We start from the raw sequence: 21,964 nt of genomic DNA, 5'->3' as shown, positions 1-21,964 counted from the left end.
GGACCCTATCGAATCCCGGCGATGGCGGTGGAGGTCCACGGGACGGCCTGGCTCAGCCGAGGGACGGTGGCCAGGTCGATCGGCAGTTCGCCGCCCACCGTCCCGGCCGGGCGCCGGAAGGTGAACCGGTGGGTGATGCTGCCGCCCGCGGCGGGCGCGGCGACCGTCACGGTGAACGAGCCGTCCGGGCCGGGCGTGGTCGTGGGCCAGTCGGTGCCGGCGCGCTGCAGGCCGTCCGGCGGGGAGAACGTCAGGGTGAGTTGTCCGGGGTGGGCGCCGCGGCGGTGTTCGACGGTGACCGCGACCGTGCCCTGCCGGTACCCGCCGGTGGCGGCGCCGAGCGTCAGGTCGCCGGTGGTGAGGCGCAGGTCGGTGACCCGGGGGTTGAGGGGCATCCGGGTCGGGCCGCTGACCTGGGTGAACTTCCCGTCGCGGAGGGCGTAGCCGCGGGTCTGCCAGGTCTGCGGGGTGCGGTCGGCGCAGCAGCGCTGGTAGTCGGCGACCCGCGCGGTGACCACTCCGGTGTCGCCGACCTTCGCGGATTCGTCACGGATGTCGCGGACCTCGCCGGTGGTGGCGGCGATCCGGCCCAGCGCGACGATCCGGCCGGTGCTGTCGCGGTCGTAGGCGACGATCTGCTTGCTGCCGCCCTCGATCAGGCAGCCCATCGTGACGACGGTTTCGGCGGCACCGTCGCGGTCGACGTCGCCGTACGTGCTGGACAGGATCAGAACGGTGTCGCCGTGGGGCGGCTCGCCGTCGGGGGTGGTCCGCGTCTCGGCACGGACCTGCCCGTCGTGGAACTGGAGTCTGCCGGAGGCGCACTGCAGGTTGTCGGCGGGCCAGGCCGGGACGTCGAGGACGGCCTCGCGCAGGACGGCCGGGGTGATCCGGCCGTCCTGCGGGGCGGCGGCGACGGGGGTGCCGGCGAGGAGTGCTACCAGGATGAGCTTCATGGTGTCGACATTGTGGACTAAACCGGCCTTTTGCCAAGCCTCAAGGGCGACGCTTCACCCGAAAGGGAACTAACCGCCGCTACACGAGACGGATGGCCAACTCCAGTTGCCGTTCGCCTGCACGGTGAGGCCGAAGGTGTTGCCGCTGCCGTTCGGGGTGGCCACCAGCGTCTGTGCGTCCGGGTAACTCGCCGTGGTGTTCCAGGTGGCGATGACCTTCGCCGGAGACGGCACGGTCAGGCGTACGGTCCAGTTGCTGGAACCGGTGACGGCGACGCTCAGGTTGTACCGGTCGCTCCACTGGGTGCCCGCGGACAACGTGGCCGAGCACCCGCTGGTGCCTCCGCCGCCCGGGGCGACGGCCCGGCCGGTCGACGGCGAGATCATGCCGGCGCACAGGCCGCGGGCGGCGAGCCCCTGGGCGATGCGCGGGATGGCGGCGACCGTGTTGGCCGGCCAGTCGTGCATCAGGATGATCTGCCCGGCGGTCAGCCGTGCGGCCGCCGCCACGATCGCGTCGGTGCTCGCGTTGTTCCAGTCCTGCGAGTCGACGTCCCAGATGATCTCGGTCAGGCCATACCTCTGCTCCACCGCCCTCAACGTCGCGTTCGTCTCCCCGTAGGGCGGCCGGAACAACTGCGGCGTGCCGCCGCCGGCATTGGCGATGGCGGATTGGGTACGCGAGAGCTCCGACTCCATCGTGGCCTGGCTCTGCTGGGTCAGGTGCGGATGCGTGTAGCTGTGGTTGCCCACCCACATCCCGGCGTCCACCTGGGACCGGACCAGGGCGGGGTTCGCCGCGGCGTACTGCCCCTGGTTGAACATGGTGGCCCGCAGCCCGTTGGTGCGCAGCGCGGCGAGCAGGTTCGGCGTGTTCCCGGCGGTCGGCCCGTCGTCGAAGGTCAGCCCGACGTAACCGGTGCAGGCGGCGGCCTGGGCCGGGGTGCCGGTGCCGAGGCCCGCGAGCCCGGCGGCGAGGGTGACGAGGGCGGTCAGGGCGGCCCGGATGCGCATGTCAGCTCCCACTGCACGTGACGGTCGGCCAGGACCAGTTGCCGTTGGCCTGGATGGTGACGCCGAACGTGTTGCCGCTGCCGTTCGGCGTGGCGACCAGTGTCTGCGCGTCCGGATAGCTCGCCGTGGTGTTCCAGGTGGCGATGCTCTTGGCCGGCGACGGGACGGCCAGGGTGACGGTCCAGTTGCTGGATCCGGAGACGGCGACGTTCAGGTTGTACCGGTCGCTCCACTGGGTGCCCGCGGACAGCGTGGCCGAGCAGCCGGTGCTGCCGCCTCCGCCCGAGGTGCCGCCGACGGTGATGTTGGAGTTGCCGCTGCTCTGGTAACCCTCGGTGGCCAGGATCTGGTAGTCGAACGAACCCAGGTTCATGCCCTTGCCGGCCCACGCGTCGAAGTGGGTGCCGGTGGTGATGGTGCCGCCGGTGCGCTTCGCCTGCCGGACACTCCAGTACTGGTAGAACGTCGCGGTGCCCTCGATCGACGGCTGGTTGACCCGCAGCGTGCGGTAGATGTCGTACGTGCCGCCGTCGCTGGTCACCGTGCCCATGAAGGTTCCGGTCGGCCGGTACGTGCCCCAGTTGTCGACGATGTAGTACTCGATCAGCGGACTCCGGGTCCAGCCGTACAGCGTCAGATAGGCGTTGCCGCTGGGGTTGAACGACCCGGAGTACGTGACGGCGCGGCGTGCGCCGGTGGCCCAGCCCTTGCCGGCGACGAAGTTGTTGACGCTGCTCCACTGGGTGCTGTATTGCCCGGCGGCGCCCATGGTCATGCTGACGTTGCCGCTGTCCTTCCAGAACGAGTAGAAGTACCCGTTGTTCGTGCCGGTCTGGTTCGTGGTGACGGTGGTGTCGGCGTGGGCGGTGCCGGTCATGGCGAGGACGAGCGCGCCGACGACGGCGGCCATGAGCCGGAAGCGGGGGACGGGCATGGCGGTCTCCTTTCCCAATGCATCGATGACAAGCGATGCATGCCGCCAGTATCGAATCGCCGCGAATCGAGTGTCAACAACTTCCGGAAACATTCCGGTAATGAAGATCGGCTCTGTACAGCGATTACTCTCGCCAACGGAGCACCCGTTGCGAACTACCGGAGAGCAGATCCGAAACTTTCGGAACCGCGACCACCCGGCCGGAGCAACCCGCCCGAATGTCCCATCAGGAACGACGCCGTCGCGAGTACGGTGAATCACCTCACCAGCACTCACCGCCACCGGACGGACGATGTTCCGACGCTCACCGGCCGGGCTGGGCCGCGTCGCGCTCCTGGCTCTGGCGTACTTGACGGTCACCACGTTCGTGGGGGTCGTGCACGCGGCCGGCGGTTTCGCCGGCCCCGAGCGCGGCAGTGTCGACCTGCGCTTCCGGGTCCGCGGCCCACAACCGCCGGACCCGCGCATCCTGATCGTGGCCGTCGACGACCGCACGGTCGCCGCGGTCGACCGGATGCCGCCGATCCCCCGCGGCCTGTACGCCCGGGCCCTCGACCGCCTGCACGCCGGCGGGGCCCGGCTGATCGTCGTGGACGTGCAGTTCTCCGGCGCCGGGCCGAGCCCCGCCGACGACGACGCGCTGGTCGCCGCGATCACCCGCAACGGCCCGGTGGTGCTGATGGCCCCGGACTTCCGCGGACCCGCCGAGGGGGTCCCGGCCGGGCGTTCCGGCACGGCCGGCGCGGTGCTCGCCGCGGCCGGTGTCGACCCCGACCCGGACGGCGTGCTGCGCACCATGATGTACCAGCAGGTGAACCTGCCGACCATCCCGGTCCGGGCGGCCCGGATGCTCGCCGGCGACCGCCGCGACGACGGGTTCACCGCCAACCACGCGTTGATCGACTTCCGGGGTGGACCCGGCACCTTCCCGACCGTGTCCCTCATCGACCTCCTCGAGGGCGACATCCCGCCGTCGCGGATCGCCGGGAGCATCGTCCTGGTCGGGGTCACCGCGCCGTCCCAGAAGGACGTCTTCCTGACCGCGGCGTCGCCGGTCCCGCTGTCCGGCGTGGAGATCCACGCGAACGCCCTGCACACCCTGCTGCACGGCGTCCCGCTGCGCCCCGTCCCACCCGCCGCCGACCTGGCCCTCCTGCTGATCGCGGCGGCCCTGCCGCTGCTGGCCGCCGCCCGGTGGCCCGCGCCGCGCGTACTGATCACCATGGTCCCGGTACTGGCCGTCCTGCTCGGCGCCGTCCAGTTCGCGTTCACCCGGGGACGGGTGCTCGCCCCGGTCCCGGCACTCGCCGCACTGTTGACGGCCACCGCCGCGGCCGTCGCGATCGACGCCCTCGTCGAGCGCCGGCGGCGGCACGCCCTCGAGGTGGCACTGCGGGATTTCGTCCGGCCCGCCGACGCCGACTTCTTCCTGTCGTACCGGCACGACCAGTCGAGCTTCGCGGCCGGCGCGATCCGCCGCGAACTGGTCCTCCGGTTCGGCGAGCACAGCGTCTTCATGGACACCGCACGACTCTCCGCCGGCCAGCAGTGGCCGAAACAGATCAGCGAGGCGATCCGGGGGTGCAGCGTGATGCTGGTACTGATCGGCCCGCACTGGGCACAGGCACGGTTCCCGGACGGCGGCCGCCGGCTCGACGACCCCGGCGACTGGGTGCGCCGCGAGGTGGCGGCCGGGCTGCGGCAGCCGGAGACGGTCGTCGTCCCGGTGCTGCTCGACGGCGCCGCGATGCCCGCCGGCGAGCTGCTGCCGGACGACGTCGCCGCTCTCGGGACACGGCAGGCCTTCGCGCTCAGCGGCGACCGTCTCGGCCCGGACGTCGACGACCTCATCCAGGCCGTCCAGCGGGTGCGGCGTGCGGCACAGCCGCAGACCACCGGCTGCGGGCGGGCGGATCGGTGACGGCCCCTTCAGGGGTACGCGGAAGAGCCCGGTCCCGCACCCGCGGTCTGGCCTGCCCGGTCGCGGCCACCCTGGTCCTGGCCGGGTGCGGTGGCGAGCCGGACTCGACGACGGTGACCACTCCGGCGACGACCGCCACCACCACCATCGCCACGACGCCGCCGACCTCGCCCCCGACGATCCCGGATCCGGACGTCGAGACGCCCACACCCGCCGAGACCTCGCCCGATGTGGAGGAGGTCGGCGACGCTCTCGGCTGCGGCGAGTACTGCCTGCAGGCCGGCGAGTACGGCGCCCCCGACGACGAACTGGACGACCCCGCCGACCTGTCCGATCCCGATCTGATCTTGGTCGACGGCGTGCTGCCGGTGACGGTCGACTGCCTCATCGACGTCACGTGCCGCGGCGCGATCCTGATCTGGGTCGACATCGACGACGAGTACACCGAGCTGGGCCGTTCCGACCTGGAGGTGGACGGCGACAGCACCCGGACCATCGCCGTCGAGGTGACCGGTGAGGGTCTCGAACTGCTCGACGAGGAGCAGACCCTGCGCGACGTCGTCGTCACCCTGGACCTGGGCAACCCGTGCCCGGACGGCGACGTCCACTGCATCGTCCACGAGGACGCCACCGTCGACGCCTCCTGACCGTCAGCCGCCGGTGGCGGGCGGGTCCAGTGCTCGGATCCAGTGCTCGGAGCCAGTCCTCGGGCTCGGCGCTCAGGCCCGGCGGTTCGGCCGCCGGGCCCGGGCACCGGGGTCAGCCCGCCCAGATCGGCAGGTCGAGACGCGACGGGCGGGTCGTGTCGTGGGAGATCTCCTGGGTGGCACGGTGGGTCTCCGCCGCCGTGGCCGCCGGTTCGCCGGAACCCGGGTTGCGGGCGTAGCGGGGGTGGGCGCCGGAGGAGATCTGCACGCTGATCCGGTGGCCGGCCGCGAACCGGTGGAACGTCGGCCACAGCCGCACCTCGACCTCGCGGAATTCGTCCGGATCCGCCGGGCCGGCAAAGCCATCCGTGGCGGGGACGCCATCCGCCATGGGAACGCTGTCCGTGACCGGGATGCCGTCCTCGGCAGGGCCGCTGTCCGTGCCGGGGACGCTGTCCGTGCCGGGGACGCTGTCCGTGCCGGGGACGCTGTCCGTGACCGGGATGCTATCCGTGCCGGGACGGTCGTCGGTGTCTGCGATGCCTCCGATGCGGCGGATGCCGTCGCAGACCGTCATCACGCGGCCGTCCGGGTGGACGTCGCAGATGCGGACGAAGACGTCGGCGCTGGGCCGGTCCGAGCGGAAGCGGATCCGGGCGACCGGTTCGCCGGCGACGGTCACCGCCTCGGCCAATGTGTCGCCGCGGAACACCACGACGTCAGGGCGCTTCTCGTGGGCGGCGTTGTCCACCGGGCCGGAGTCGCGTTGCAGGCTCGGGCCGCCGATCGCCGGGGTCGGGTCGGCAGGGTCGTAGACGTAGGTGGTCACGCCCCCACCGGCGGGCGCCGGCTCCGGACCGCCGACGGGAGCCGGGGCCGGACCGGCGTCGGCGGGGGCCGGGCTCAGTCGGCCATCGGCGTGCAGGTGCCATGTCCGGTCGGCGGTGCCGGGCGGCGGCCACTCCGGCAGGTCGTGCCACTGGTCTGCGCCGGTGCGATAGGCGCGGACCGGGAACGTACGGCCGGCCGGCTCGCCGGAGAAGTGTTCCTTGAGGAACGCGGTGGTCTGCTCGAGTACCGGGCCGCCCATCCCCGGTGAGGTGTGCCCCCACGGTCCGAGGGTGAGCACCGGCGGACGGCCGGCGGCGGCCAGCTGGGCGTAGGTGCGCAGCTGCCAGGGCAGGAAGATGTCGTACCACCCGGTGACCATGGAGACCGGCGCGGTGACGTCCGGGACCGAGGCGGTGTGCGACTGCTGCGTCCAATAATCGTCGGTCAGGCGCTCGTGGGCGACCCAGTCCTGGAACCAGTGCACCGGATGACCGGTCGCCGCGGTGTCCGCTCCCGACAGTGGCAGGGTGTCGAAGCCGCGACGCAGCTGCGGGTCGGGGCGCAGCATGCCGAGCGCCAGCCGCAGCATGTCGCGGCGGATCATCCGGTCCATCATCTGCGTCCAGCCCAGGGCGTTGCGCAGCGAGAAGGCGCCGTTGTCCCAGGTTATCGCGCCGAAGTCGGGCATCGTGACGACCAGGCACAGGGCGTCCGGCGCGGACTGCGGCTCATCGCGCTGGAGCCGGCCGGCCACCGCCCACTGGGTGAAACCCATGTAGCTGGCGCCGAACGTGACGAGGTGCCCGGTGAACCAGGGCTGTTCGCGGACCCAGCGGTGGGTGGCGATGCCGTCACGCTGCTCGTCGACCTGCGGGGTGAAGACGCCGCCGGAGCCCCACGTGCCGCGGCAGCTCTGGAACAACACGGTGAAACCCTCGCGGGCCAGAGCGTTCGCGAAGCCGGCGACACCGCCGCGACGCCCGTACGGGCCACGGATGACGACGGTCGGCAGCGGCGCGGCGGTCACCACGACCGGCGAGCCTGACATGGCCGGCGGAACCGGGGGGCTCGGCGTGACCGGGGTGATCAGGTCTGCGAGCAGCTCGACGCCGTCGTCCATCGGGACGCGCAGGTCCTTGCGGAGGGTGATGTCGAACGGTCCCGGGGCGAGGCCGGGGAACGTGCGGGACTGCCGCCATCGGGCGAAACGCTGGGTCAGGGTGGTCATCGGCCGTCCTCGGGTCGGGGGGTGTGCTGGAGCGCCTGGTGCAGGCGGACGAGGGCGGGCAGGGCCGCGGCGAGCGCCGACCGGGCTTCGGCGAGGACAGCCCGGTCGGCGGGGTCGAGACCGGCGAGCGCGGTGGTGACGAGCGCGGCGGCGGCCCGGTCGAAGCGGGCGAACAGGTCGAGGGCGTGTTCGGTGGCGAACACCTGGACGTGCCGGCGGTTGCCGGGCGACGGGCGGCGGGTGATCAGGTCGCGCGCCTCCATGGCGGTGAGGAGGTTGCTGACCGTCGGCCGGCTCAGGCCCAACGTCGCCGCGAGCTCGCCGGAGGAGAGCACCGTGCCCCGGGGCAGCACCCGGATGATCTCGACCTGCGCGTCCGGGAGGTCGGGCAGGTCCTCGGCGGCCCGGACGGCGGACCGCAGCGCACGGGTCAGCGGCACGAGGGCCGCGGTGAGCCGCGCCGGGTCGAGGTCCGCCGTGAGCCGCGCCGGGTCGTGGTCCGCCGGGGATCCGTCAGCGTCCATGACGGCATAGTTTTGTTCCAAAATCATCAGCTGTCAAACATGGGCGGGTGGCCCGGCACACACTCGTCTTGACGCGTCGTCTTGACACCTTTCGCAGCCAGGGTCTGCCGCTGTGGTGATTTCGGGCGCTCAGCACGCCCGAATTCACCACACCCACAACAGCGTGGTGACTTCGGGCGTCCAGCACGCCCGTATTCACCACACCGCCAGAGGTGTGGTGAATTGGGGCGCCCAGCGCGCCCGAAATCACCACGCCACCAGGGGTGTGGTGAATTGGGGCGCCCAGCACGCCCGAAATCACCACGCGGATGGGCTTCGCACCCTGACCACGAAACGTGTCTTGACGCGCCGTCGCCTTGACGCGCCGCGACGAACTCATATTAGTATGCGCATGTGAACATGTATCGGCCGAGGGAGAGCTGATGGGCCACGACCACCACCACGACCACGCCGTCACGGCTACCGGGAAACACCGGAACGTGCTGGCCGGCGCCCTCGCGATCTCGGTCGCCATCTTCGCCGTCGAGGTCGTCGGCGCCCTGGTCACCGGCAGTCTCGCCCTGCTCGCCGACGCCGGGCACGTGCTCGCCGACGCGGGCGGCGTCGCCCTGGCCCTGGGCGCCACCCTGCTGGCCGCCCGGCCCGCGGCCGGACGGCGCACCTTCGGCTGGGCCCGCGCCGAGATTCTCGCCGCCGCCGTGAACGGGCTGATCCTGGCCGGCATGGGCGTCTACGTGTTCGTCGAGGGCATCCGGCGGATCGTCGAACCCGGTGCCGTCGACCCGGGAGGGATGGCACTGTTCGGCGCCATCGGACTGGTCGGCAACCTGCTCGCGATGGCGCTGCTGTTCCGTGCCCGCGACGCCAGCCTCAACATGCGCGGCGCGTTCCTCGAGGTCGCCACCGACACCGCCACCTCGGTGGGCGTCCTCGCCGCGGCGGCGGTGATCGCGCTGACCGGCTTCACCCGCGCCGACGCCATCGTCTCGATCCTGATCGGCCTGATCATCGCGCCCCGCGCGCTGCGCCTGCTCCGGGAAGCCGCGAACGTACTGCTCGAAGCCGCCCCGGCCGAGGTCGACCTGGACCGGATCCGCGCGCACATCACCGAACTGGACCATGTGCTCGGCGTACACGATCTGCATGTGCACACGGTGACCTCGGGGCTGCCGGTGCTCACGGCGCACGTGGTCGTCGACGACTCCTGCTTCCAGGACGGCCACGCCCCGCAGCTGCTGGACACCATGCAGGAGTGTCTGGCCGGGCATTTCGACGTGGAGCACTCGACGTTCCAGCTGGAGCCGGCCGGCCACACCGACCACGAGAGCCCCACTCACCCCTGATCATGCCGGCCGAGGCCCGCGAAGTGCCCCTCAAACTAAGTTGATCATGAGTCGCACCAGGGCTTCGCACCGACTGCCGCCATGGTCACATCAGTTGAGTGGCATCACGGCCGACCCGGCCGTCACCCACGGTCCGTCCAGAAGCCGAAAACGACCCTGACCGACGGCTGACGGTTCCGGGCCGTCGTCGGCGGGCGGCAGGCGGCAGGCGGCAGGCGGCAGGCGATTGATCTACACCGTGCCGCGGGCGACGGCCAGACCACGTCCGACTCCGCTGGTCACGTCCGCTGGCGTGGCAGCCGACGGACCGGGTGGCGGGGCGACTCCCAGGCCGGTTCGCCACCCACAGCACGGTGTTGTTCCATCGCCCGCTGGGATTCCGTGGTCTCGGCTACCGAAATCAAAGCAGCTGCGTGGCGTCAGCGGGTCAGGCCCGGCTCGCGGACGGACATCCGGGACAGCGCCACCGCACTGAGCAACGGGACGACGGCCAGGATCAGCCAGGGCAGCGCCGTTCCCGGACCGGTCGCGGCGGCCGTGTCGAACAGCCGGCCGGTCACCGCGCTGCCCACCAGCACCGCGATTCCCCCGGCGGCGCTGAGCACACCGAAGTACGCCCCCAGCCGCCGTTCACCGGCGAGGCGGGCGGCGCTGTCGCGTACCAGAGGAGAAGTGATCATCTGGCCGGCGGTGAGCAGGACGACCAGCGCGACCGAGGGCCAGACCGCGGCCGTGCCCGGACGGGCCGCCGCGACCACCGCGAACGCCGCCGCGATCAGCGTGTACCCGGTCGCCGGAGCCCACCGCGGTCCGAGCCGGTCGCGCACCGCGCGGGCCACCGACTGCCCGGCGATCACCATGATCGACGCGGCGGCGAAGAGCCAGCCGAGCGCCCAGGTCGCGCCGACCCTCGCCAGTTCCAGGGGCAGCGCGAGGTAGAGCTGGTTGTACGCGAGCAGCCCGGCACTCGCCGCCGCGGCCAGCGCCAGGAACCGCCGGTTGGCGAACACCTCCCGAAGCCCGTCGCGGACCGGTTCGCCGGCGTGCGCGCCCGGCTCGGCGGGCAGCAGGCGCCAGTGCATGAACCAGATGGCCACGAACACCACGGCGGCGGCCAGGCAGGTGCTCCGGAATCCGGCGGCGAGCAGCAGGGTGCCGAGCAGCGGACCGGTCACCGCGCCCACTTCCCCGGCGGCGGAGAACATCGCGAACAGGTCGGTACGCCGGACCCGGCCGGCCGTTTCCAGGCGGCCGCCTTCGCGGGCCAGCGCCGATTCGACCGCGGGCGAGAAGAGCGCGGCGGCGACACCGGTCAGCACTGCACCGGCGAGGACCTGCGGAAGGTTCCCGGCGAGGCCGAGCACCACGAAACCAGCGACGCGGACGACGCAGCCGGTCAGCACGACCGGCCGGGCACCGAACCGGTCGGCGAGCACCCCACCGATCAGGAAGAGTCCCTGCTGGCTGAAGGTACGCAGCCCGAGCACCAGCCCGACGGTGGCCGCGGCGAGTCCGAGGTCCTCGGCGAGGTGCCCGGCCAGGAACGGCAGCACCAGGTAGAACCCGACGTTGAAGGCCAGCTGGGTGAGCACCAGCAGCCGCGGGACGGCGGGCAGGTGCATGATCTCGGCGAGAATCATCCATCGCCGTACGGCCCCGGCCACCCGGACTCCCCCACCCCACTATTGCAAATAATGTGCAACAGGGTAGCAGCAAGATCGATCCGGGCCGCGATGTCTCCACCATTCGTGCCGCGAAACGGGCAGAACGCCACCGGGTACGCACCGGAGGACGACTGTGGGATCCACAGACGACATCCACCACACCCCGGGAGCCCACCGTGAAGAAGACCGCAGTCCTCGGCGCCCTGACCGCCACCGGCCTGGCCCTCGGCGCGCTGGCCGCGAACCCGGCCGCCGCGGCCGCCGCCGACCCGATCCTCACCGGCAAACGGCAGGTCGTCATCAAGCCGCTCCCGTCGTTCGAGTCGATCGTCGGCATCGACGGCAAGGGCCGGCTCGACCTGATCGACGGCGAACCCGCGTACGGGCTCTTCGTCCTCTCCCCGGTCGGCGACAAGTACCAGATCAAGACCGCGAAGGCCGGCGACGGCCCGAAGGCGGCCTGCATCGGCATCCGCAACAACGGCAGCAACCCACTGACCGCGGTGGCCACCACCTGCGACGCCAAGCGGGCCGGCCAGCTGTTCACGCTGGTCGTGCAGACCGCGAAGGACAACGGGCGGCCGACCTACGGCATCCACAACCAGGGCGCGTTCCTGCAGTACTTCCCCCGTACCGGGCTGATCGCCGAGGAACTGGGCGACGCGAACCTGGCGACGACGTTCTCGTTCGTCGACAACGGCCCCGCCCCGGTCCTGCCGAAGTAGTCCTGATCCGAATCGGTCCGTAACCTGATCCGAACGTGACTCTTACGTCGCGCGGCTCGACTGGGCGACATGGCATCTCCCCGGCGGGCACTGATCCGGCACAGCGCGGTCGCGGCACTGATCGGCACACTGTTCACCTACTGGATCTGGCAGGCCGGGGCGATCGGGCACGCCCGGTCCTGCCCGGACACCTGCCTGACGCACGTCGCCGGCGAGGTGACCGCGACGAGCAGCTCGCCGTCGCACTCCGGGCAGGACGGGCGCGAGACCGGCGGCACCGGGCACTCGGCGACGATCGCGTTGTCCGGCGGCCGGACGATCGAGGTGTCCCTGCACCTGAGCGCGGGCGACGACGTCGACGTCGGACTCTGGCACGGCACCCCGGTCACCGTGGACCGGGCGCGCATTCCCGGTTCGGCATGGCCGGAGTCGTGGTACGGGCTCGTCACGATCCCGCTCTTCGCGGCCCTCGTGTACGCCGCACTCACCGCGGCCTCGGAGCTGGTGGTGTGGTGGAGGGGCGGGCCGCCGGCCGGGCCCGGCTGCCTTCCGCCGGTGATCGCGGTGCTGAGCCTTCCGCTGTCGATGCTGGCGGTCGGCTTCACCAACCTGTCGGACGGGGACTGGTTCCCGCGGTGGTGGCCCGCGCCTCTGCTGATCGTTCTCGGACTGCCGGTGGTGATCCGCGCCATCACCTCCACTTCTTCAGTCAATAGCATCAAGAGTTGGTCATGCGTCGATCCGTGACACTCGGTGGCCGGCAACACCGCCCGTTCCTCAAAGCCCTGCCCTGGAACTCTGCCGCACCCGCAGGTCCGCCGGGAACACACACCGCCAGAACGGCGCGACCTGCCGGTGCACCAGAGCCCGGGTGGCCGCGGCGGCCATCATCTCCACCGGCTGATGCACCGATGACATCGGCGGCGTCGCACACTCGGCGATCACACTGTCGTCGAACCCGACCACCGCCACATCGCCCGGCACCCGCCGCCCCGCGTCCCCCAGCGCCTGCATCGCCCCGATCGCCAGCAGATCGCAGGCGGCGAAGATCGCGTCCACCCCGGGCTCCTCGGCGACCAGCCGCGTCGCCAGCTCATAACCCACCTCACGCCGGAACTTCCCGGTCAGCGAGATCTCCGGAATCCCCAACTCCCGCACCGCCCGCCGGAACCCGTCCCGGCGGGCGTCCGCACACGGATTGCCCTCCTGCCCGTGCAGGGCCGCGATCCGGCGGCGCCCCGATTCGTGCAGATGCCGCACCGCGGCGGCGGCACCGTCGCTGTTGGCGACGTCCACGAACGGGACCCCCGGAGCGGACGGGCCCATCGTCACCACCCGGTCGCACTGCTCGTAGAAGGCCGCCGCCAGCTCCGGCTCCACATTGCTGAGCAGCACACCGAGACTCACCGACTCGGCGATCGTGGCGATCAGCTCCGACGCCTGAGCCCGCTCCACCACGTGCACCCTGAGCTGCGCGGTGCTGCCGGCCAGCTCTTGGAGGATCCCGGCGGTGACCCGGCCGTAGTACGGACTGGTCCCGAAGACCGACGGATCGTCCACGATCACCAGCTCGATGACGTCGCCGTGCCCGTGCGCGAGGGCCCGGGCCACCGAGTCCGGCCGGTAGTCCAGCCGGGCGATCACCGCCCGGACGTGCTCCTTGGTCCGCGCCGACACGCCCGGCGCGTCGTTGAGCACCCGGGAGACGGCCGCCTTGGACACCCCGGCGGCGGCCGCGACATCGGCCAGAGTCACTCGCTTCCGCTGCATCCGCCGACTATAGGACGCGCCCCCGGTCTCCCCTGCCCCTTTTACTCCCGGGCGAAGTCAGGAGATCTCGCCCCGCACGGTCATCTCCACACCGATGGCGATCGCGTCGAAGTCGTCCGGCAGCACGGCGATGTCCTCGACCGCCTCCCAACGCGTCAGGGATCCCGTCGGACCGCCTGGGCAATGACCGCCCGGGAGGTGGTCAACATCGCCGACGTCGACCTGGACGGCACTCCCGACCTGCTGTTCCGCAACATGGCCAGCGGCACCATGATGATCCGCCACGGCAAGCCGGGTGCGGTCGTCGCCTCGCTCAAGCCGGCCGGCGCGGACGGCAACATCCGCCTCTACCACCCGGGAGAGACCAGCGTCGGCATCTCCGAGAAGATCGTCGTCTCCACCGACTGGACGGCGGTGAAATCCTTCGGCTGAGCCGGGCCGGAGGCCGGGTAGAGTGACCCGCGGTGCCGGTTCGCCCCACCCGCCAGGCGGGGCGTCGTAAGAGGGAACCCGGTGGGAGACCGGGACTGCCCCGCAGCGGTGAGTGGGAACGAAAGTCGTCATGAAGCACTGGACCGGCGACGGTCTGGGAAGCGACGGCCGGTAGGAAGCACGCGTGCCCACGAGTCCGAAGACCTGCCGGCGCCGCGCCCGCCGACCGGTGGGCGCCGCCGGCGGTCCCTCGGGAGGACCAGGGGTGAACCCCCTCTTTTCGCGTGCCCGCCGGCCGCTTCGAGGGAGGGAGACACCGGTGGATCACACCGCATTCGGTCAGAGCACCGTCCTCGGCTATCCGCGCATCGGCGCGAACCGGGAGTTGAAGAAGGCCGTCGAGGCCTACTGGTCGGGCACCATCGACGCCGCCTCGCTGGAGGACACGGCCGCCGGGCTGCGCGCCGAGGTCTGGCGGACGCTGCGCGACGCCCGGCTGGACGCGATCCCGTCCAACACGTTCTCCTACTACGACCACGTTCTGGACACCGCGGTCGCCGTCGGCGCGATCCCCGAACGGTTCCGGCGGCTCGGCCTGTCCGAGCTGGACACCTACTTCGCCATGGCGCGGGGCGTCGACGCCGAACCGGCGCTCGAGCTCACCAAGTGGTTCGCCACCAACTACCACTACCTGGTTCCGGAGATCTCCCCCGACACGGTCTTCACCGCCAACCCGGTCAAACCCGTCTCGGAGTACGCGGAAGCACAGTCGCACGGCATCACCACGAGACCGGTGCTGGTCGGGCCGGCCACGTTCCTGCTCCTGGCCAAGGGGGACGACCCGTTCGCCCGCCTCGGCGACCTGGTCGACACGTACGCGCGGATCCTGTCCGCCCTCGCCAGCGCCGGGGTCGCCTGGGTGCAGCTCGACGAACCCGCCTACGTCGCCGACCGCACCATCGACGAGATCAGCGCCCTGCACGACGCGTACGCGCGTCTCGGCGCCCTCACCGACCGGCCGAAGATCTTCGTCGCCACCTACTTCGGCGACCTCGGCGACGCCCTGCCGGCCCTGCTGCGCACCCCGGTCGAGGCGATCGGCCTCGACTTCGTCGCCGGACCCTCCAACCTGTCCCGGCTCGCCGCCGCCGGACCGCTGCCGGGCAAGACCATCGTCGCCGGGCTGGTCGACGGGCACAACGTGTGGCGCACCGACCTGCGGGCCGCGATCACCACCGGCACCACGCTGACCGCGCTCGCCGACCACGTCGCCGTCGCCGCCTCCTGCTCGCTGCTGCACGTGCCGGCCGACCTGGACGCGGAGACCCGGCTCGCGCCGGAACTGCGCGAACGACTGGCCTTCGCACGGCAGAAGGTCGACGAGGTGGTGCTGCTCGGCGCGGCGCTGCGGGACGGGACCGGGCCGGCGCCCGTACCCCTGCCGCCCGCTCCCGAGACCTGGCGCCGCACCGAGGTCCGCGCCCGCCTGGCCGCGCTCTCCCCCGCCGACCGGCAGCGCGGCGATTACCGGGCGCGGGCCGCGGCCCAGCAGGAACGTCTCCAGCTGCCGCCGCTGGCGACCACCACGATCGGCTCGTTCCCGCAGACCGCCGAGCTGCGCGCCGCCCGTGCCGCACTGCGTGCCGGGACGCTCGACGCCGACGGCTACGCCCAGCGGATGCGTGCCGAGGTCGCCCACGTCATCCGGCTGCAGGAGGAGCTCGGCCTGGACGTGCTCGTGCACGGCGAACCCGAGCGCAACGACATGGTCCAGTACTTCGGCGAGCAGCTCGACGGGTTCGCGGCGACCGACCACGGGTGGGTGCAGTCGTACGGCTCGCGGTGCGTCCGCCCGCCGATCATCTTCGGTGACGTGGCGCGCCGGGCGCCGATGACGGTGGCCTGGTCCACCTACGCCCAGTCGCTGACGGCCAAACCGGTCAAGGGCATGCTCACCGGGCCGGTCACCATCCTCGCCTGGTCGTTCGTGCGCACCGACCAGCCGCTGGCGGCGACCGCCGACCAGGTGGCGCTGGCCCTGCGCGACGAGTGCGCCGATCTGGAGGCGGCCGGCATCACGGTGGTGCAGGTCGACGAGCCGGCCCTGCGCGAACTGCTGCCGCTGCGGGCGTCCGCGCAGAAGGCCTACCTGGACTGGGCGGTCGGCGCGTTCCGGCTGGCCACCAGTGGGGTGGCGGACGGCACCCAGGTGCACACCCACCTGTGCTACTCGGAGTTCGGCGAGGTCATCGGCGCGATCGACGGCCTGGACGCGGACGTCACCAGCCTCGAGGCGTCCCGTTCCGGGATGGAGGTGCTCGGCGATCTGGCCGCCGCCGGGTACCGCCGCGGCGTCGGGCCCGGGGTCTGGGACATCCACTCCCCGCGGGTGCCGTCGCGGGGTGAGGTGACCGGTGCGCTGCGCCGGGCGGTCGCCGCCGTGCCGGGCCGCCGGCTGTGGGTCAACCCGGACTGCGGGCTGAAGACCCGCGGCTATCCGGAGGTGGAGGCCGCGCTGCGGAACCTGGTCGCGGCCGCCGCGGAGGTCCGGGCGGGCTGAACCGGTCCGGGGCGGGCGTCGCCGCCCGCCCCGGGACGCACGGCGGTCACGCGGCGGCCTTGAACCGCTCGACGATCCTCTGCAGGCCGTCGACGGAGAGCGGGGACGGCGGCTCGGTGAAGTTGAACAGCTGAGGCAGGACGTTGCCGCCGCTCACGGCCTTGAGCTTGTCGGCGCCGGGCAGGTCGGTGATCGCCTTCTGGACCGCGGCGGGGTCACCGTCGCCGTACAGCAGGATCAGCACGTCGGGGTTGCGGCCGAGCAGCTCCTCGAGGGTCACCTCGAAGACACGCTCCTTGCTGTCGGCGAAGACGTTGGTGAACCCGGCCGCCTCCAGCTGCGGTTCGGCCATGCTCGCCGAACCGTAGGCGTAGGTGACCCCGCCGCCGACGGTCGGGTAGAGCACCGCCGCCGTGCGGTCGCCCTCGACCTTGCCGATCTTCGACACGCGCTCCTGGAGAGCGCTGACGGCCGCCTCGGCGTCCTTGCCGAAGACCTTTCCATAGGTACGCATCTGCGAGTAGATGTCGTCGAAAGTGGGCTTCGTCGTGTTGCCCGGGCACATGGTGGGCTCTTCGAGCAGCGGGATGTCCACCGCGGACAGCGTGTCGCGGGACAGGTTGTCGACCTCGCCCAGCACCAGGTCGGGCTCCTGGCTGATCACGACCTCCTTGGAGATCTGCAGGTGACCGCTGGTGTCGGTCTTGTCGGTCAGCAGCGGGATCTTGTCGATCTCGGCCTGGGTGGCGGCGTCGTAGTACTCCGTCGGGTACAGCCCGGCCCGCGCGGTGGCCCGGTCCAGCACGCCGAGCGAGTGCAGGTACGGCACGGCGGCGCTCTTGAGTAGCACCACCCGCTCCGGGGCCTTGTCGAAGGTGACCTCGGCGCCGCAGTTGGTCAGCGTCAGCGGGTATCCGCCGGCGGGCGTACCCGATGTGGTCTCGGCGGTGGAGCCGGCACCGCATCCGGCGGTGAGCAGGATCGCGGCGGCGCTGGTGGCCAGGAGGCGGAACGCCTTCATCGGCGGGACCTTTCATCGGGCGCCCGGTCAGCGATCCGACGCCCTTGGTTTGCTGTTGCCAAGGATGTGCAGCAGGCTACCAGCGGGCCGATCGACGACGGTCGGGGCCCTGGAGCGGCGACACCGAGGAGGACGACGGCGCCGGCGCCGGGACGGCGACCCGGCTCGCCCGCTCCCACCGCCCGGATGACACCGCGATCACGGCCCGCCCGCCGCGTCCGTGACGGTGCTCCGGACCCGGCCCTGGCAGCGGCGGTCCGTCTCGACGGTGTCCGCCTCCGGCAGAAGCTGGTCGATCAGGGAACGGTCGGCCGGCCAGCCGAGGAACGCGACCGCCGGCTCCTCGTCGTCACCGGACGCCGGGCACAGCACCTGGCCGCCGATCCGGTCGCTGCCGACGAAGACGACCGCCCCCTCGCGGTCCATCACCGTCACCACGTGATCCTGGGCGGTGATCACGTAGCCCACGATCACCGGCGGGAACGGCTCCTGCCCCTCCTCGGTGGTCACCTCGATCGCGACCAGCGGCAGCAGCGGGGCCCGCAGGTACGACGTGGTGATCAGCATCGGCACCAGGATCAGCACGCTCAGCGCGGGCAGCAGGATCGCCGGCCGGGCCGCGAACGCCGGCAGCGGGCCGGTCAGGAACACCGCCAGCAGCGGCGGCAGGAGCAGCAACAGACCGGTGACGGCCTGGCCGTCCAGCACGGCGGCCTCCACCGCATCCACGAAGATCAGGTAGTACTCGGCGGCCAGCACCAGCACCGGCAGCCCGACACCGGTGGCGAGGATCAACAGCCGGTTCCCCGGGTACGCCTCGCGGAACCCGAGCGCCACGATCACCACCAGGATCGCGCCGAGCGCCGGCAGGTACCGCAGTTGCCAGGTGAGCACGGCGACGCACGCGGCCACCCCGGTCAGCCAGAGCGGCACCCGCAGGTTCAGGCCGAACGGCCACCCGCCGGACGGGTCGCTGATCCGCCGGTACCCCTCCGCCAGCCGAGCCGTGAGCAGCAGGATCGGGACCATCCAGAGCAGTGATCCGAACAGGACCACCATCAGGCCGGCCGGGCTGAGGTTGGCGATCAGCAGGATCATCGTCTGCGGATCGCCGTTGCCCATCAGCCACACCCGGCCGACGAGCAGGGCCAGCGGAAGCACCGGGAGCAGCGCGAGCGCCCCCTGCGTCGCGCGGCGGCGCTCACTCACGGAGCTCCCCGATCCGGAACCCCTCAGCCTCATCCTTCGGCTGCGCCGACACGGCGACCTGCTGGCCGGACATCCACCTGTCCGACGGCAGGAAGTGCCGGGCGTACGCCTCCTCCCACCGGGTGTCGTGGTCGTCCGCCCACGAGCTCTGCAACACCGACTCCACGAGCTGGCGCAGGGCGGTGTTCTCCCCGGTGTTGACCACCCATTCCTCGGGCGTGTCCACTCCGACGTCGTGGGCCATCAACCCGTCGTGGTGCCGGGCGACGAACCCGGCCAGCAGCGCCGCGTCGCCGAGTGTCCCGGCGAAGTCGCCCTTCAGCACACCCTCGACGCATGCGGTCCAGGTCGGCCGGACGGTCACCGGGATGTTCATCCGCGCGGCCAGCGTCGAGACGCCGGTCAGACAGATCTGCCCCTTCGGCAGTTCGTGCAGGGAACGCACCGCGGGCCGGCCGGACCGGGTCACCAGCGTCACCGTGGTCTTCAGGTACGGGATGGTCAGCCCGGTGTTCTTGCCCCGGTCCCCGCTGTTCGAGAGGCCGGCGATCACCAGGTCGACCGGCACCAGGTCGTCACCGTCACGGGCCTGCATCCGGACCCGTTCCTTGCTCTCGATCGGCATGAAACGCACCTCGGACCGCTGATAACCCAGGCCCACCGCGATCATGTACGCGACGTCGATGTCGAACCCGGAGTACAGCCCGGTCGTCTTGTCGTACTCGCTGACGCCCGGCACGTCGGACAACACCCCGATGGTGAGTGTCGCCTTGCCCGCCAGCCCGGCCGCCTCGATCATCTCGTCGAACGTGGGGCCGGTGTCGCGCCGCATCTCGGCCAGCCCCACCCCCAGGATCACCACCGGCACCAGCAGCAGGGCGAGCAACCGCGCCGCCGGAATCCAGTAGTCCCGGCGCCGTTTCCGGACGACGTCCTCCGCGTTCATGCACAGCCCCCGTCCCGCCGGCCCGTCCGGCGGCGACCGAGGATATCGACCGTCGCCACAGTAGACGCGGCGGGTGCGGTCGCAGCGCCAAACACGTTTCGTGGTCAGGGTGCGAAGCCCATGCGTGTGGTGATTACGGGCGCGCTGGACACCCGAAGTCACCACACCCGTGGGGGTGTGGTGAATACGGGCGCGCTGGACGCCCCAAATCACCACACCCGTGGCGGTGTGGTGAATACGGGCGCGCTGCACGCCCCAAATCACCACACCCGTGGGGGTGTGGTGAATACGGGCGGGATGGGCGGCGTACAGCTCGGGCCGCATCGGACGGAGCGGACCGCCGACGGACTCGATGCCGGGGACGTGACCGATCATGTCCTGCCACTCGACGCCCATCGCGTAGCCGAGACCGGACAGCCGGAGCAGCAGAGCCGCCCGGAGCGGACCGTCACCGAACTCGCGCGTGGGGCAGGGCTGGGCGATGACCCGCGGATCAGCCGGCGCCGCGGCGACGAACCGGGCCGCTCCGGGCGTCGCCTCGTAGATGCCGCCCTGGTGGAACAGCTCCTCCCACAGGTGCGAGACGGCACGCCGCGCGTCGCCGCGGTCACCGGTCCGGACGCATCGAAGGACGCATCGAAGGACGCATCGGACGAGTATCCGGGGCTACCGGGCTGCCCTGACGAGCGGCCCGGCGACCCCGGAGCTCAGTTGGTCCAGATCTCGGCGCGGTCCAGGCTGACCACCGTGCCGGCCGACGCGCTGCTCTTCGTACCGGTGACACGGACCCGGACGGTGTGCGTGCCGTACGCCAGTTTCGGCGTCAGATAGGTGAGGGCCTCGCCGACCCGGATCGCGCCGTAGAAGTCGACGCTCGTCTCGGCGCCGCCGTCGACGCTGATCGCCGCGATGCCGTTGCCGGTGTCGCGGACCGAGAGCAGGCCGAGCTGGGTGCCGGTGAACGTGAGGGTGGCCGTCGCCCCGGTCGCCGCGCTCCAGTGGTCGTCGCCCCAGAAGCACTGCACCCCGCAGCCGGTGCCGGAACTCCACGAACCGGTCAGCGCGAGCGATCCGTTCCCGCTGGTCCGGCCGTCGTCGTTGATCCACGCGGTGGACGGTCCGGGGTCGCCGGACGGCAGGTCCTGGGTGGCGCCGACGGCCAGGGGCCGGCCCAGGCTGGGACTGCCGTCGGCGTTCCAGCCGATCCGCTGGATCCGGCTCACCCGGTTGGTGTACGTCGTGGCACTCGTCGCCTTGGCCCCGTACACCATCCACGTCTCGGTGCCGTCCGGGCTGGTGAAGAAGCCGTTGTGCCCCGGCCCGTACACCCCGGCGGCGTCGTTGCGGCTGAAGATCGCGCCGCTGCGCTGTGTCCAGTTCGCCGCGACCAGCGGGTCGGCGGTGGACGGGATGCTCAGCTGCCACAGCTGGTAGTCCGGCAGCCCGGTGTCACACGTCGAGTACACCATGTAGGTCGTCCCGTTCCGCTGCAGGAACTCGGGCGCCTCCCGGATCGTCGAGCACCCGCCGGCCGCGTTGATCGGCACCGCGTTCCCGGAGACCGTCCACGGATCGGACAACGGCGCGATCATGATGCCGTTGTGCTGCCACTGGTTGATCCCGGCGAACGCGACGTACATCCGACCGTTCTGCTGCAGGATCGACGCGTCGATGGCGAACTTGTCGTGGTTCGGCGGCAGCAGCTGCCCCCGGAAGTGGTAGCTCCCCGCCGGATCGTCGCCGTCGGACTCCAGCACGTACAGCCGGTGATTGTCGTCGATCCCGTTGTCGGCGGTGTAATACATGTACCAGCGCCCGTTGAACCGGTGGAACTCCGGCGCCCAGACGTTCTTGTTGCGCCCGGCGTCGGTGTCCGTCCACACCGTGATCGCCGATGCTCGCAGCAGGCCCGCGACGCTCGGCGACTTCCGGATCCTGATCGAGTCGCCCTCGGTCATCGTCAGGTAGTAGTTACCGTTGAAATAGGTCATGAACGGATCCGGCTTGGTGCCCACCGGGTTCCGGAACGTGCCGGCGGCTGCCGCTTCGGCCGCCCGGGGCACCGTCCCGAGCGACAGCACCAGCCCGGCCAGTGCCACCAGGATCAGCCACAACCTGCGGGGATGAGACACGGAACCTCCCTCACGCGAGCCGCGTGGGGGAAACGGCCCGGCGCAAGGAAACCTTACTGATTCGCCACCCTCGATCAAAGATCCTTCTCCGGGTACGCGCTGAGCAC

At 71.5% G+C, this 21,964-nt stretch carries 18 protein-coding genes and 1 riboswitch; of the genes, 7 read left to right on the top strand and 11 right to left on the bottom strand.

Features of this window, described 5'->3' with window-relative positions; genetic code table 11:
• Positions 1 to 5: 5 nt before the first annotated feature.
• The 3 genes from WH85_RS27575 to WH85_RS27565 all read right to left on the bottom strand — a co-directional run bounded on the left by WH85_RS27575 (position 6) and on the right by WH85_RS27565 (position 2,904).
• Entirely contained in the window at positions 6 to 956 is a 951-nt protein-coding gene (locus WH85_RS27575; RefSeq protein ID WP_045744939.1) for a hypothetical protein, read from the bottom strand.
• A 69-nt stretch (positions 957 to 1,025) separates the two neighbouring features.
• Positions 1,026 to 1,970, bottom strand: coding sequence for a polysaccharide deacetylase family protein (locus WH85_RS27570; RefSeq protein WP_045744938.1), 945 nt, complete (start codon positions 1,968 to 1,970; stop codon positions 1,026 to 1,028).
• A gap of 1 nt (position 1,971) precedes the next feature.
• Complete coding sequence (locus tag WH85_RS27565) at positions 1,972 to 2,904, bottom strand: glycoside hydrolase family 11 protein (protein ID WP_045744937.1); 933 nt, start codon at positions 2,902 to 2,904, stop codon at positions 1,972 to 1,974.
• 292 nt (positions 2,905 to 3,196) lie between these two features.
• Between WH85_RS27565 and WH85_RS47450 the strand changes: the two genes are divergently transcribed.
• Both WH85_RS47450 and WH85_RS27555 read left to right on the top strand, forming a co-directional pair.
• Positions 3,197 to 4,825 (top strand): CHASE2 domain-containing protein, encoded by a 1,629-nt coding sequence (locus tag WH85_RS47450; protein ID WP_052720845.1) that lies wholly within the window; start codon positions 3,197 to 3,199, stop codon positions 4,823 to 4,825.
• Positions 4,822 to 5,472: a hypothetical protein gene (locus tag WH85_RS27555; RefSeq protein ID WP_045744936.1), complete on the top strand. Its 651-nt coding sequence runs from the start codon at positions 4,822 to 4,824 to the stop codon at positions 5,470 to 5,472. Before WH85_RS47450 ends, WH85_RS27555 begins: the two co-directional genes overlap by 4 nt.
• 112 nt (positions 5,473 to 5,584) lie before the next feature.
• On the opposite strand, the gene WH85_RS27550 is transcribed toward WH85_RS27555, so the two are convergent.
• Together WH85_RS27550 and WH85_RS27545 are read right to left on the bottom strand one after the other, a co-directional pair.
• Complete coding sequence (locus WH85_RS27550; protein ID WP_052720844.1) at positions 5,585 to 7,531, bottom strand: CocE/NonD family hydrolase; 1,947 nt, start codon at positions 7,529 to 7,531, stop codon at positions 5,585 to 5,587.
• Positions 7,528 to 8,055 carry a MarR family winged helix-turn-helix transcriptional regulator gene (locus WH85_RS27545; protein ID WP_052720843.1) on the bottom strand — a complete coding sequence of 176 codons (528 nt, stop codon included), beginning with the start codon at positions 8,053 to 8,055 and terminating at the stop codon, positions 7,528 to 7,530. Before WH85_RS27545 ends, WH85_RS27550 begins: the two co-directional genes overlap by 4 nt.
• A 422-nt stretch (positions 8,056 to 8,477) precedes the next feature.
• Here WH85_RS27545 and WH85_RS27540 point away from each other — a divergent pair, with 422 nt between their 5' ends.
• Entirely contained in the window at positions 8,478 to 9,398 is a 921-nt protein-coding gene (locus tag WH85_RS27540) for a cation diffusion facilitator family transporter (RefSeq protein WP_045744935.1), read from the top strand.
• A gap of 419 nt (positions 9,399 to 9,817) precedes the next feature.
• Here WH85_RS27540 and WH85_RS27535 read toward each other — a convergent pair whose 3' ends face one another.
• Positions 9,818 to 11,062: an MFS transporter gene (locus tag WH85_RS27535; protein ID WP_211275461.1), complete on the bottom strand. Its 1,245-nt coding sequence runs from the start codon at positions 11,060 to 11,062 to the stop codon at positions 9,818 to 9,820.
• A 176-nt stretch (positions 11,063 to 11,238) separates the two neighbouring features.
• Between WH85_RS27535 and WH85_RS27530 the strand changes: the two genes are divergently transcribed.
• Both WH85_RS27530 and WH85_RS27525 read left to right on the top strand, forming a co-directional pair.
• On the top strand, positions 11,239 to 11,787 hold the full coding sequence (locus tag WH85_RS27530) for a hypothetical protein (protein WP_045744933.1): 549 nt from the start codon (positions 11,239 to 11,241) through the stop codon (positions 11,785 to 11,787).
• Between the two features lie 69 nt (positions 11,788 to 11,856).
• Positions 11,857 to 12,534 (top strand): hypothetical protein, encoded by a 678-nt coding sequence (locus WH85_RS27525; RefSeq protein WP_045744932.1) that lies wholly within the window; start codon positions 11,857 to 11,859, stop codon positions 12,532 to 12,534.
• A 30-nt stretch (positions 12,535 to 12,564) separates the two neighbouring features.
• Here WH85_RS27525 and WH85_RS27520 read toward each other — a convergent pair whose 3' ends face one another.
• Positions 12,565 to 13,557, bottom strand: a complete 993-nt coding sequence (locus WH85_RS27520; RefSeq protein ID WP_045744931.1) for a LacI family DNA-binding transcriptional regulator — start codon at positions 13,555 to 13,557, stop codon at positions 12,565 to 12,567.
• Between the two features lie 183 nt (positions 13,558 to 13,740).
• Between WH85_RS27520 and WH85_RS27515 the strand changes: the two genes are divergently transcribed.
• Together WH85_RS27515 and metE are read left to right on the top strand one after the other, a co-directional pair.
• A complete protein-coding gene (locus tag WH85_RS27515; RefSeq protein WP_045744930.1) occupies positions 13,741 to 13,989 on the top strand; it encodes a hypothetical protein in 249 nt (82 codons plus the stop codon).
• A 19-nt stretch (positions 13,990 to 14,008) separates the two neighbouring features.
• A riboswitch (cobalamin riboswitch) is annotated at positions 14,009 to 14,215 on the top strand.
• 93 nt (positions 14,216 to 14,308) lie between these two features.
• Positions 14,309 to 16,549: a 5-methyltetrahydropteroyltriglutamate--homocysteine S-methyltransferase gene (metE, locus tag WH85_RS27510; RefSeq protein ID WP_045744929.1), complete on the top strand. Its 2,241-nt coding sequence runs from the start codon at positions 14,309 to 14,311 to the stop codon at positions 16,547 to 16,549.
• A 46-nt stretch (positions 16,550 to 16,595) separates the two neighbouring features.
• Here metE and WH85_RS27505 read toward each other — a convergent pair whose 3' ends face one another.
• The 4 genes from WH85_RS27505 to WH85_RS27490 all read right to left on the bottom strand — a co-directional run bounded on the left by WH85_RS27505 (position 16,596) and on the right by WH85_RS27490 (position 21,857).
• A complete protein-coding gene (locus WH85_RS27505) occupies positions 16,596 to 17,570 on the bottom strand; it encodes an ABC transporter substrate-binding protein (RefSeq protein WP_045744928.1) in 975 nt (324 codons plus the stop codon).
• Positions 17,571 to 17,768: 198 nt separating this feature from the next.
• Entirely contained in the window at positions 17,769 to 18,779 is a 1,011-nt protein-coding gene (locus WH85_RS27500; protein WP_045744927.1) for a hypothetical protein, read from the bottom strand.
• Positions 18,772 to 19,725 (bottom strand): transporter substrate-binding domain-containing protein, encoded by a 954-nt coding sequence (locus WH85_RS27495; protein WP_052720842.1) that lies wholly within the window; start codon positions 19,723 to 19,725, stop codon positions 18,772 to 18,774. Before WH85_RS27495 ends, WH85_RS27500 begins: the two co-directional genes overlap by 8 nt.
• Positions 19,726 to 20,432: 707 nt before the next feature.
• Entirely contained in the window at positions 20,433 to 21,857 is a 1,425-nt protein-coding gene (locus tag WH85_RS27490) for a glycoside hydrolase family 43 protein (protein WP_045744926.1), read from the bottom strand.
• Positions 21,858 to 21,964 lie beyond the last annotated feature (107 nt).

The sequence above is a fragment of the Actinoplanes rectilineatus genome, from assembly GCF_000962825.1.
Taxonomy (GTDB): Bacteria; Actinomycetota; Actinomycetes; order Mycobacteriales; family Micromonosporaceae; genus Actinoplanes; species Actinoplanes rectilineatus.
Note: the sequence above shows the minus strand (reverse complement) of the source record. Positions and strands in the feature narration are given on the sequence as shown.

Coding starts and splice junctions, on each gene's coding strand:
- WH85_RS27495 (WP_052720842.1), bottom strand. CDS start 19,725: ATGAACGCGGAGGACGTCGTCCGGAAACGGCGCCGGGACTACTGGATT.
- WH85_RS27520 (WP_045744931.1), bottom strand. CDS start 13,557: ATGCAGCGGAAGCGAGTGACTCTGGCCGATGTCGCGGCCGCCGCCGGG.
- WH85_RS27525 (WP_045744932.1), top strand. CDS start 11,857: ATGGCATCTCCCCGGCGGGCACTGATCCGGCACAGCGCGGTCGCGGCA.
- WH85_RS47450 (WP_052720845.1), top strand. CDS start 3,197: ATGTTCCGACGCTCACCGGCCGGGCTGGGCCGCGTCGCGCTCCTGGCT.
- WH85_RS27575 (WP_045744939.1), bottom strand. CDS start 956: ATGAAGCTCATCCTGGTAGCACTCCTCGCCGGCACCCCCGTCGCCGCC.
- WH85_RS27515 (WP_045744930.1), top strand. CDS start 13,741: ATGACCGCCCGGGAGGTGGTCAACATCGCCGACGTCGACCTGGACGGC.
- WH85_RS27570 (WP_045744938.1), bottom strand. CDS start 1,970: ATGCGCATCCGGGCCGCCCTGACCGCCCTCGTCACCCTCGCCGCCGGG.
- WH85_RS27565 (WP_045744937.1), bottom strand. CDS start 2,904: ATGCCCGTCCCCCGCTTCCGGCTCATGGCCGCCGTCGTCGGCGCGCTC.
- WH85_RS27550 (WP_052720844.1), bottom strand. CDS start 7,531: ATGACCACCCTGACCCAGCGTTTCGCCCGATGGCGGCAGTCCCGCACG.
- WH85_RS27545 (WP_052720843.1), bottom strand. CDS start 8,055: ATGGACGCTGACGGATCCCCGGCGGACCACGACCCGGCGCGGCTCACG.
- WH85_RS27505 (WP_045744928.1), bottom strand. CDS start 17,570: ATGAAGGCGTTCCGCCTCCTGGCCACCAGCGCCGCCGCGATCCTGCTC.
- WH85_RS27540 (WP_045744935.1), top strand. CDS start 8,478: ATGGGCCACGACCACCACCACGACCACGCCGTCACGGCTACCGGGAAA.